Here is a 10,045-nt window from a genome sequence, read left to right as displayed (position 1 = left end):
CTGTTTTCCTAAAGCCTTAACATCAAATCCTGCATTCCGTAGTATTTCTAATGGCATTTTCCCGGTATTATATTCAGAAACATAATACTCCTTAAATTCATCTGTATAAGTAATAGCTTTATTACTAGCTTTTTTTACAAATGGATTTACTGATAAATCTTTCAATTGTTCATCTGTAAAATAGATTCTTCCCATAACTACAATCCTCCTTTAAAATATTTTACAATAAAAAAAGACCCTATAAAATAGAGTCAGTTAAATAAATGTTTAGCACTTTTTTTCTAACTGTCCATTCTATAGGTACCAGTTTAAAATCCTATTGCAGTTTTTTGTTTAAATAATTTGACAATATACATAAAATGGTATAATATTGTATTAAGATATTAATACAAAGGGGTGAGATTATGCCGTGGGAATTTAAGGATGATAGACCAATATATTTACAATTAATTGAACAAATCCAATTAAGAATAATATCTGGATTGTATAAAGCTGGTGGAAGGTTACCGTCAGTAAGAGATATGGCAAGCGAAGCATCTGTGAATCCTAATACAATGCAAAAAGCTTTAAGTGAGCTAGAAAAAACAGGGATAGTTCAGAGTCAAACAACCAGTGGAAGATTTATTACAGATGATATACTAAAGATTGAAAAATTAAAAAAATATTTGGCAACAGAACAATCAGAAAAGTTTCTAAGAAGTATGGAAAGTATAGGTTTTAACAAGGAAGAAAGTATAATTATTTTAAAAGAATTAGGGGAGGGGAATAATAATGAGTGATCCTATATTAGAGTGTAGAAATTTAGTGAAGAGCTTTGGAAGCAAAGAAGCATTAAAAGGAATAGACTTAAGAATAGATAAGGGGAGAATAGTTGGTTTGCTTGGACCAAATGGAAGCGGGAAAAGTACACTTATAAAACTTGCCAATGGACTTTTAACAGCAACAAGTGGAGAAATATTAATAGCAGGTAAAAAGCCAGGGGTTGAAACTAAAAAAATAGTCTCATATTTACCGGAAAGGACTTATCTTAATGAGTGGATGAAGGTTTCTGACATAATTAATTTCTTTGAAGATTTTTATGAGGATTTTAATTCCGAGAAAGCTTATGATATGTTAAAGAGATTAAATATAGATCCAAAAGATAAATTAAAGACAATGTCAAAAGGAACAAAGGAAAAAGTTCAACTTATATTAGTTATGAGTAGGGAAGCTGATTTATATTTATTAGATGAGCCAATTGCAGGAGTAGATCCTGCAGCGAGAGAGTATATTTTAAATACAATAATTAATAATTATAATGAAAATGCTACAGTAGTTATTTCAACACATTTAATTTCTGATATAGAACAAATACTTGATGATGTAATCTTTATTTCATATGGAACTGTTACATTATGTAAAAGTGTAGATGAAATAAGAGAAGAAGAAGGCAAAACTGTTGATGCATTGTTTAGGGAGGTATTTAAATGTTAGGAAAATTAATTAAGTACGAATTAAAATCTACGGCAAGAACACTTATACCACTATATATTGCATTATTAATGCTTGCACTTATAAATAAGTTATTTATGGGAATTAATAATAACGCTAATAGTGAGTTATTAGGTGGTATTCCAGTAATGATAACTATATTTGCCTATGGATGTACTATGGTAGCAATATTTATTATAACATTTTTCGTAATTGTACAAAGATTTTATAAAAATTTATTAGGTGATGAAGGATACTTGATGAATACATTACCAGTTCCAACTTGGATGAATATTTTAAGTAAACTTGGAACTTCAATTATTTGGATTATTGTTAGTGGAATTGTAGCAGTTTTATCTATAATTATAATGGCATTTTCAAAAGGTATGTTCACGGATTTATTTGCTAATTTTGCTGAGTTTACAGGTTATTTACCGCAAGAATATTATGGATTTGTGCTAGAATTAATTTTATATGCATTTGTATTAATGATATCAAGTATTTTAATATTATATCTATCAATATCAATAGGACACCTATTTAACAAAAATAGAATTCTTGCATCTTTTGGATCTTTTATAGTGTTAAATATGATAATTGGTACTATTAAAACAGTTATACAAGCAATTATGTTTATTGCTAATGATCCTAGTCTTATGGATAATGGGAGTAATTTTATGGGCACTATCCATATTTTATTAGTTTGTGAGATTTTATTCGGAATAGTATTTTTTATAGCATGCAATTATATTATTAAAAATAAATTGAATTTAGAGTAGATTCAATAATAGCAAGGGCTATTGCATTAAAGAGATATAATTTAAAGAAATAAGTAAATATTTAATGAGCCATAGACTATTTATATAGTTTGTGGCTTATTTTTATTTGATAAAAATTTAATAGGTTGAGTAATTGGAAAATTAATAATAAAATATAGATAAAAAGATTAATTTATATAGTAAATAAAAAATATTGATATAAGTGGGAGTAAAAAATGAGAGAATATTTGGAGATAGAAGGTAAGCAATATAGGTATATTCCTGATTATAAAAATAATCGAATATTAAGAACTAGCTTTAATAATCTGGCAAGAAAAACTTTTGGTATAGATTTTGAGCAATGGTACAAAGATGGATATGTCAAATAAAAACCAAAGAGAATTACTTTATAACATAGTTAATAATAGAATATCTTTTTCTAAAGTTAAAATGTTAGATTGTACATCTCTTGTAATGTTTTATTGTACATCATTTATGAAAGATAGTATTTATTATCTTGAGGATTATAATACTGTAGTTATTGCAGAGTTTGATGAAAATAAATTATATGTACAAGATATTTTTAGTACTAAAGATATTAAATTAGATATTATCATTGATGAAATAATTAATGATGAAATAAAAGAAGTCATTTTAGGGTTTACCCCAAATGAAAATCTTTTTTATGAAGAAAGATTATTTAAAGATGAGGATACTACACTTTTTGTAAAAGGTATAGAGCGTAATATATTTAGCGTAGATAAGTTAATGTTTCCTATCTTATCTCATGCCTAAAGGGGATATTTGTAATTTAAAATATTTGGGGGAAAATTAAATTGGATTTTAAAAAGCTAGGATTAGTTAGAATACAAGCGTTTGTTTGTGAGCAAAATATTGCTTCGAAAAATATATTATAAATAAAAACTGTAGATCAGGTGAAAATAATGATGAAAATAACAAAAGACAGGAAGTTTTATAAATTACTTTTAAGTATTTCATTACCAATAGCGATACAAAATATTATTACATTTGCTGTTAGTATGATTGATACTATTATGGTTGGATCATTAGGCGAGGTTCAACTATCAGCAGTTGCAATTGCAAATAATCTGTTCTTTATACTTATGATATTAATGTTTGGACTAGCTGGTGGATCAAACATTATGATTTCACAGTACTTTGGGAAAGGTGACAAAAAATCTATTCATAAAATATTATCAATAATGTATAGAGTATGTATTGGGATAACTCTTATATTTATTGGGATAGGAGTATTTATTCCAAAACAATTTATGAGTATATTTACAGCAGATTCAGCTGTGATTAAAGCTGGAGCAAGCTATTTAAAAATTATTTGCATAGGATATCTGTTCTATGCAGTAACAAATTGTACAATTATGATTCTTCGTTCTGTTAAAACTGTAAGAATATCAATAGTAGTATATAGTATTTCATTAATAGTTAATGCTTTCCTTAATTGGGTGCTTATTTTTGGTAACTTGGGTGCTCCAAAACTTGGCATTAAGGGAGCTGCAATAGCAACGGTAATTGCAAGAATTATTGAGTTTGCAATAGTATTAATATTCATTGCTTTTTATGAAGAGAAAATAAGGATTAAAATAAAACACTTATTAAAAATTGATAAGTTAATGCTAAAAGATTTTATTAAGATTTGTACTCCTGTATTATTTAATGAGTTACTTTGGTCAACAGGAGCATCTATGATTTCTATTATAGTAGGGAGGCTGGGTACGGATATAGTAGCAGCAAATAGCATAAATACAGTGGGCATCAATTTGTAACTGTATTTATATTTGGATTATCTAATGCAGCAGCAGTCATAGTAGGAAATACAATTGGGGAAGGGAAGAAAGAGGCGGCGGTAGAATATGCATTTACTATTGGAGTTTTTAGTATTGCTATGGGAATGATAGCGGGAATAATTATATATCTTATAAGACCGGTAGTTGTTAATTTATATAATGTAACAGACGATACTAAAATGATAGCCATGGAGATAATGAAAGTAACGTCTATAATAGTTGTTTTTCAATCACTTGGAGTTAATATGATGATGGGAGTTCTTAGAGGTGGTGGGGACGCTAAGTTTGTTCTTGTTAATGACATTATATTTATGTGGTTAGTTGCAATTCCAGGAGGATTCTTAGCTGCATTCGTATTTAAATTACCAATAGTTATAGTTTTCTTTATTATTAAGTCAGATGAAGTATTGAAATCTATAGTAAGTATATTTAGGGTTACTAGTGGAAAATGGGTTAAAGATGTAACCAGAGATTTTGAGGAATTTGAAGTAATATAGAACTAAAATTTATTTGATTAATGTAATTGTAATATGATAAAATAAAATTGTAAAATTGAATATACAAAAATAGGTTTAACAGGTATTTAATATCTGTTAATTAAAAGGGAAGTGGGTTTTAATCCCACGCGGTCCCGCCGCTGTAATAGAGGAGTTCTTGTAATATGTCACTGGGAAACTGGGAAGACTGCAGGAGTGTTGATACTTAAGCCAGAAGACCTGCCTATTTTAATGTGATGACAACTCTACGAGTGATAGGGGGGGAAACGTTTGAAAAATATTTTTTTCAATTGATAGCCTTTTAACTGTTGTTAAAAGGTTATCATTTTTTTTGGAATAATTTATTTTATAGGAGGTAAAAATGAAGATAGCTATCGGAGTCTGTGAAAAAATAAATGGAATATGTACAACCATGGGATGCTTTAAAGCTTTAAATAACAGAGAGAAAAACTTTAGTATATATAAAAATGAAAATTTAGAACTTATGTCATTTTTTACATGTGATTTATGTTCAAGTAATTCTGATGAAAACTTGATAAATATCGCTAGAAAATTAGGACAAGAAGGGGTTCAAAAGCTCCACCTTGGTGTTTGTATTGTTAAGTGTAAAATTCAAAGAACAGAAGAAATAAAAGAGATATTTAAAAAATATAATATAGAAGTGGTAGAAGGTACTCATTAAAAATATTAAGAAGTATTTATTGTAGTATACAAGGGATGAATAAAGGAGAGAAAATTAAATGAAAAAGATAATAAGTATGATTTTAATAGGGTTAATGGCATTTGGAATAACCGGATGTGGTAATGAGGATGCAACAACAGCACCTAAAACAGAAACTAAAGTAGAAAATAGTAATGAACAGTTAGCACATTATCCTGTTACAATTACAACATATGATTATGCTAAAAATCCTGTTAAAGTTACTTTTGAAAAATCACCAGAAAAAGTTATTGCAGTATATCAGAATTCAATAGAAACATTATTAGCATTAGGATTACAGGATAAAATAATTGGAGTGTCTGGATTGGATCATGATGTTAAAGATGAATATAAAAGTGAATTTAGTAAGTTAAAACATTATGAAAAAACACCTACAAAAGAAGAGGTTATTGGATTAGAACCTGATTTTATATTAGGTTGGTATTCTCTATTTTCTGAAAAAAAACTTGGAGATGTAGGTTTTTGGCATGAAAGAGGTATAAATACATATATGGCACAAAACAGCGGTGTTATTAAACCAGATAGTCTACAAAATGAATATGATGATATTTTAAACATAGGTAAAATTTTCAATGTAGAAAATAAAGCTAATGAGATTGTTAATAACATGAAAAAAGAAATTGAAAAAGTAAAGGATTTGGTTAAGGAAAAAGAAGCTGTTAAAACAGTTATTTTGGAAGTAGAAAAAGATGGTGTATATAGAATTTATGGAGAAGATAGTATTGGCGGTGATATTGCAAAGGGGGTTGGAGCAAATTTAGTAGCAAAATCAAGTGGGAAAATGGGAAATGAAGATTTGATAAAGCTTAATCCAGATGTGATTTTTACTGTTTACTATGGTAAGGAAATTGATAAAGAATCTGCATTAAAAAGTATTATGACTAATGAAGGTCTTTCAAGTATTTCAGCAATAAAGTCAGAACGTGTTCACCCTATAATGCTAAGTGAAGTTTATGCTAGTGGTATTAGAACTTTAGACGGTATAAAGACAATTTCAAAGGGTTTATATCCTGAATTATATGAGGATAAATAAAAATGAAAAGAATTTATAAAAATAAGACACAAAATTCTTTGCTAAATGGAACGCCTACTTATATAGGGGTTTCCATTATACTTGTATTTTTTTTGATTTTTTCTATTTTAATAACAGTAACTATGGGCTCAGTTGAGATTTCTATAAAAGATGTATATGAAATTATAATGTACAAACTATTTAGTATTGGAGATGCAAAACTTTTATCAAGTGGGCCTGTCCATGATATTGTTTGGTTTATAAGGCTCCCAAGAATTATGTTAGCAGTTGCTGTAGGTATAGGCCTTTCCGTATCAGGGGTCATAATGCAAGCGATTGTGCAAAACCCCCTAGCAGATCCATATATATTAGGTATTTCTTCAGGGGCATCTCTTGGGGCTACATTAGCAATTTTGCTTGGGGTTGGGGTCTTTTTTGGCAGTAATTATGTAGGAATATGTGCTTTCATTGGAGCATTTGCAATATCAATACTTGTATTAACCCTTGCAAATGTAAATGGAAGGGCTAATTCAACAAAGCTTTTGCTAGCGGGGATGGCATTAAGTACTGTATGTTCAGCATTTTCAAGCTTTATTGTATACTTTGCTAATAATAGAGATGGCATGCAGAGTATAACATATTGGCTAATGGGAAGCCTTGCAGGTGCAAAATGGCAAAATATAAGAATAATTCTTCCTGTTGTAATAATATCTACATTGTTTTTTATAACGCAATATAGAACGCTTAATTTAATGCTGCTTGGTGATGAAGTTTCTATAACTTTAGGTACAGATTTGCAAAAGTATAGACAATTTTATCTTATAATTACATCTGTTGTAATTGGATTCATAGTATATGCATCAGGTATGATTGGGTTTGTGGGGCTCATTATTCCCCATCTTGTAAGAATGATATTTGGAACAGATCATAAAAGAATTATTCTATTATCAGCATTAGTAGGAGCTATATTTTTGGTTTGGGCAGATGTTTTATCAAGAATTATAATACAAGGAAGTGAACTTCCAATAGGAATATTAATTTCTATGATAGGTGCACCAAGTTTTATATATCTTATGGTAAGTAAATCATATGGATTTGGAGGTAATGCTTGATGGAGGTAAAGACTTTAGATATAGAAGCTTATTTAGGTGGGAGTCACATATTGAAAGGCTTAAGTATTCATGCAAAGAAAAAAGAATTTGTAGGTATTATAGGGCCTAATGGTAGTGGCAAAAGTACATTTTTAAAATGTATATATAGAACTCTGCAGCCGTCTACAGGAGCTATATTGTTAGATGATAAAAATAGCAAGGATTTTTCTATGAAAGAAAGTGCAAGAAAAATGGCTGTGGTATCTCAACATAATAATTATAATTTTGATTTTACTGTTTCAGATATAGTTCTAATGGGACGGTCACCACATAAAAAATTTATAGAAAAAGATAATGTTTACGATTATAGAATCATGGAAGAGTCTTTAAAAAAGGTAGGTATGATAGATTATGCTAAACGAAACTTCTCAAGTTTATCAGGGGGAGAAAAGCAAAGAATAATTCTTGCAAGGGCATTAGCACAAAAAACAGAGTGTCTTATTCTAGATGAACCTACAAATCATCTAGATATAAAGTATCAGCTTCAGTTTATGGATACTGTAAAAGAAATTGGTGTTACAGTTATAGCAGCTATTCATGATTTAAATATTGTTGCTTTATATTGTGATAAAGTTTATGCCCTAAAAGCAGGTAAAATTGTTAAGGTTGGAACACCGAAGGAAGTCTTAACCACAGAATTAATAAAATCTTTGTATGAGGTTGATGCTAAAATTATAGATGATGAAGAAACAGGGCTTATAAATATTATTTATAAGCCCTACTATAAAAAAATATGAGAGTTAATTTTAATTATGAAACTACAATAAAGTTAAAACTTTATTGTAGTTTTTTATTGGAGATTGAGTTATATATTCTAAGTTTATTAATTGAATAAATGTACACTATTTCCTTGGATTGATATATTTTGAGTAAGATGAAAATATTTAATAGAATATATACAAAAGTTTAGGAAAAAATAATCAAGAGATTAGATATATAATATTTAATACGATAGAGATTTAAATTTATTCAAAATAAAAATTTAGGGAGTGACTATATTATGAGCAATAAATTAACTGTAACTAAAAAGCAAATGGCTTCATTAGGATTAAAAAAAAGTGAACAAAATGGTTATGAATATATTAATGAACAAGATGAAAGTAAGTATGAATATAAGCCAGTTAGGAATAAAAAAACGAAGGTTTAATTTAAATTCATTATTAGCAAACGAGCCTAACTAAGATTGCGTAAAGACTCTAGGGGTTTTAAAATATTCGAGGTACAAGTAGTGGTTAAAATAATATCAGTGATGAAACTGCAATAGAGCTAAACCTTTATTGTAGTTTTTTTATAAGTATATCAGATGGATGTGTTATCAAATACACAAACAAAAAATATTTATTGAAATAGTAATATTATAGGCTAAAAATATGAACCCATTAACTATAAACTGAATAATATAGTATATAGAATATTTGCTAATAGCTTAAATTAAATTATTAGAAATCAGGTATTCGAAACGAGTGATAAATTTAAGCAAAGTATGTTGGGGATGAAACAAATGGTTTATAGATATATTGGCTCAGGTTCTGGCCGAAAAGTATTCGATTTGGGAAATGGATATGTAATAAAGGTAGCAAAAAATATAGCAGGAATTGCACAAAATCATGTTGAGTATCAGATCTCATTTAATGATAATTCAAATTTATTTGCAGAGGTTATAGAAGTTTCAGGAGATTTCAAGTTTCTGATAATGAAGAAGGCTGACACAATAAATAGTTTTTCACATGTATTGAAATATTTCAATGTTAGTAATAGTAGGGAATTTATTAGATTGAAGGGAATACAGACTATTCAGTGGAAGTATAATTTATTATTGGCAGATTTATGTAAGAAAAGTAGTTGGGGTATAATTGATGGAATACCAGTAATTATTGATTATGGTTTTACAAAGCAAGTACAACGAAGATATTACTGACCTTATTAAAAAATTAAGAAGTAGCAAACGCGCCTAAGGTCGCGTAAATATCCCAGGTACAAGTAGTGTTTAAAATAGAATCATTTTGATGATGAAACTGCGATAGAGTTAAAAACTTTATTGCAGTTTTCTTATTGGTGATGACATTGTCTAGCAGCGTTAGGCTGTTATAATCTATATTTTTTCTAATTTAGACATGTATTAACATAACTATGTAACGCAAAACAAAATATCTGCATACTATGTATAGACAATATGAAGATATAAAAAAATATCAGCATATTAAATAAAAAAAATATTATTAATGAGGGAGGTGTCTATTATGAGTAATTACAGATATAGTTCTGACGGGGATATAAGTTATCCTAATTATAGGGACAGATTCGATTGTTGTCAACCTTGCCAGCCCAAATGTATAGCAACGGGAGCAACAGGAGCAACAGGAGCAACAGGAGCAACGGGAGCAACAGGATCAACAGGACCTTGTTGTACTGGAGCAACTGGAGTAACTGGAGCAACTGGAGCAACTGGGCGAACTGGAGTAACTGGAGTAACTGGAGTAACTGGAGTAACTGGACAAACTGGACAAACTGGACAAACTGGACAAACTGGACAAACTGGACAAACTGGACAAACTGGAGCAACTGGAGCAACAGGAGTAACAGGAGTAACAGGAGTAACAGGAGTAACAGGAG

General features: G+C 29.1%; 14 protein-coding genes, 1 pseudogene and 1 riboswitch. Of the genes and pseudogenes, 14 read left to right on the top strand and 1 reads right to left on the bottom strand.

From position 1 onward, the window contains the following. Positions 1-195, bottom strand: a 195-nt coding sequence (locus BLS77_RS19075; protein WP_341423502.1) for an HTH domain-containing protein, incomplete at its 3' end; no start/stop codon positions are given. Between the two features lie 209 nt (positions 196-404). On the opposite strand from BLS77_RS19075, the gene BLS77_RS19070 reads away from it, so the two are divergent. The 14 genes and pseudogenes from BLS77_RS19070 to BLS77_RS19015 all read left to right on the top strand — a co-directional run. After that, positions 405-779, top strand: a complete 375-nt coding sequence (locus tag BLS77_RS19070; RefSeq protein ID WP_089973715.1) for a GntR family transcriptional regulator — start codon at positions 405-407, stop codon at positions 777-779. Further along, positions 772-1,473, top strand: a complete 702-nt coding sequence (locus BLS77_RS19065) for an ABC transporter ATP-binding protein (RefSeq protein ID WP_089973713.1) — start codon at positions 772-774, stop codon at positions 1,471-1,473. Before BLS77_RS19070 ends, BLS77_RS19065 begins: the two co-directional genes overlap by 8 nt. Further along, positions 1,467-2,249 carry a hypothetical protein gene (locus BLS77_RS19060; protein ID WP_089973710.1) on the top strand — a complete coding sequence of 261 codons (783 nt, stop codon included), beginning with the start codon at positions 1,467-1,469 and terminating at the stop codon, positions 2,247-2,249. The genes BLS77_RS19065 and BLS77_RS19060 overlap by 7 nt, the downstream gene beginning before the upstream one ends. 215 nt (positions 2,250-2,464) lie before the next feature. Further along, positions 2,465-2,617, top strand: coding sequence for a hypothetical protein (locus tag BLS77_RS20450; RefSeq protein WP_242874037.1), 153 nt, complete (start codon positions 2,465-2,467; stop codon positions 2,615-2,617). Next, the gene (locus BLS77_RS19055; protein WP_242874036.1) at positions 2,607-3,023 is read left to right on the top strand and encodes a hypothetical protein; all 417 of its coding nucleotides are present in this window, start codon (positions 2,607-2,609) and stop codon (positions 3,021-3,023) included. The genes BLS77_RS20450 and BLS77_RS19055 overlap by 11 nt, the downstream gene beginning before the upstream one ends. Positions 3,024-3,175: 152 nt before the next feature. Then, positions 3,176-4,030: an MATE family efflux transporter gene (locus BLS77_RS20445; RefSeq protein WP_242874035.1), complete on the top strand. Its 855-nt coding sequence runs from the start codon at positions 3,176-3,178 to the stop codon at positions 4,028-4,030. Positions 4,031-4,038: 8 nt separating this feature from the next. Continuing rightward, positions 4,039-4,548 carry an MATE family efflux transporter gene (locus BLS77_RS20440; RefSeq protein WP_341423503.1) on the top strand — a complete coding sequence of 170 codons (510 nt, stop codon included), beginning with the start codon at positions 4,039-4,041 and terminating at the stop codon, positions 4,546-4,548. 54 nt (positions 4,549-4,602) lie between these two features. Beyond that, positions 4,603-4,789, top strand: a riboswitch (cobalamin riboswitch). Between the two features lie 120 nt (positions 4,790-4,909). Then, the gene (locus BLS77_RS19045) at positions 4,910-5,230 is read left to right on the top strand and encodes a CGGC domain-containing protein (RefSeq protein ID WP_089973708.1); all 321 of its coding nucleotides are present in this window, start codon (positions 4,910-4,912) and stop codon (positions 5,228-5,230) included. Between the two features lie 58 nt (positions 5,231-5,288). After that, positions 5,289-6,302, top strand: coding sequence for an ABC transporter substrate-binding protein (locus tag BLS77_RS19040; RefSeq protein WP_089973705.1), 1,014 nt, complete (start codon positions 5,289-5,291; stop codon positions 6,300-6,302). Positions 6,303-6,304: 2 nt separating this feature from the next. Next, positions 6,305-7,393, top strand: coding sequence for a FecCD family ABC transporter permease (locus BLS77_RS19035; protein ID WP_089973703.1), 1,089 nt, complete (start codon positions 6,305-6,307; stop codon positions 7,391-7,393). After that, the gene (locus BLS77_RS19030; protein WP_089973700.1) at positions 7,393-8,169 is read left to right on the top strand and encodes an ABC transporter ATP-binding protein; all 777 of its coding nucleotides are present in this window, start codon (positions 7,393-7,395) and stop codon (positions 8,167-8,169) included. The genes BLS77_RS19035 and BLS77_RS19030 overlap by 1 nt, the downstream gene beginning before the upstream one ends. A gap of 263 nt (positions 8,170-8,432) precedes the next feature. Next, on the top strand, positions 8,433-8,579 hold the full coding sequence (locus BLS77_RS20110) for a hypothetical protein (RefSeq protein WP_089973699.1): 147 nt from the start codon (positions 8,433-8,435) through the stop codon (positions 8,577-8,579). A gap of 336 nt (positions 8,580-8,915) precedes the next feature. Next, complete coding sequence (locus tag BLS77_RS19020; RefSeq protein WP_089973697.1) at positions 8,916-9,350, top strand: hypothetical protein; 435 nt, start codon at positions 8,916-8,918, stop codon at positions 9,348-9,350. A 322-nt stretch (positions 9,351-9,672) separates the two neighbouring features. Further along, a pseudogene (locus BLS77_RS19015) lies at positions 9,673-10,045 on the top strand (hypothetical protein); the annotation flags it as partial.

The organism is Clostridium gasigenes (genome assembly GCF_900104115.1).
In the GTDB taxonomy this organism is placed as follows: Bacteria; Bacillota; Clostridia; order Clostridiales; family Clostridiaceae; genus Clostridium; species Clostridium gasigenes.
Note: the sequence above shows the minus strand (reverse complement) of the source record. Positions and strands in the feature narration are given on the sequence as shown.

Excerpts from the sequence above, each read along its gene's own strand:
- BLS77_RS19070 (WP_089973715.1), top strand. The coding sequence starts at position 405 with ATGCCGTGGGAATTTAAGGATGATAGACCAATATATTTACAATTAATT.
- BLS77_RS19065 (WP_089973713.1), top strand. The coding sequence starts at position 772 with ATGAGTGATCCTATATTAGAGTGTAGAAATTTAGTGAAGAGCTTTGGA.
- BLS77_RS19060 (WP_089973710.1), top strand. The coding sequence starts at position 1,467 with ATGTTAGGAAAATTAATTAAGTACGAATTAAAATCTACGGCAAGAACA.
- BLS77_RS20450 (WP_242874037.1), top strand. The coding sequence starts at position 2,465 with ATGAGAGAATATTTGGAGATAGAAGGTAAGCAATATAGGTATATTCCT.
- BLS77_RS19055 (WP_242874036.1), top strand. The coding sequence starts at position 2,607 with ATGTCAAATAAAAACCAAAGAGAATTACTTTATAACATAGTTAATAAT.
- BLS77_RS20445 (WP_242874035.1), top strand. The coding sequence starts at position 3,176 with ATGAAAATAACAAAAGACAGGAAGTTTTATAAATTACTTTTAAGTATT.
- BLS77_RS19045 (WP_089973708.1), top strand. The coding sequence starts at position 4,910 with ATGAAGATAGCTATCGGAGTCTGTGAAAAAATAAATGGAATATGTACA.
- BLS77_RS19040 (WP_089973705.1), top strand. The coding sequence starts at position 5,289 with ATGAAAAAGATAATAAGTATGATTTTAATAGGGTTAATGGCATTTGGA.
- BLS77_RS19035 (WP_089973703.1), top strand. The coding sequence starts at position 6,305 with ATGAAAAGAATTTATAAAAATAAGACACAAAATTCTTTGCTAAATGGA.
- BLS77_RS19030 (WP_089973700.1), top strand. The coding sequence starts at position 7,393 with ATGGAGGTAAAGACTTTAGATATAGAAGCTTATTTAGGTGGGAGTCAC.
- BLS77_RS20110 (WP_089973699.1), top strand. The coding sequence starts at position 8,433 with ATGAGCAATAAATTAACTGTAACTAAAAAGCAAATGGCTTCATTAGGA.
- BLS77_RS19020 (WP_089973697.1), top strand. The coding sequence starts at position 8,916 with ATGTTGGGGATGAAACAAATGGTTTATAGATATATTGGCTCAGGTTCT.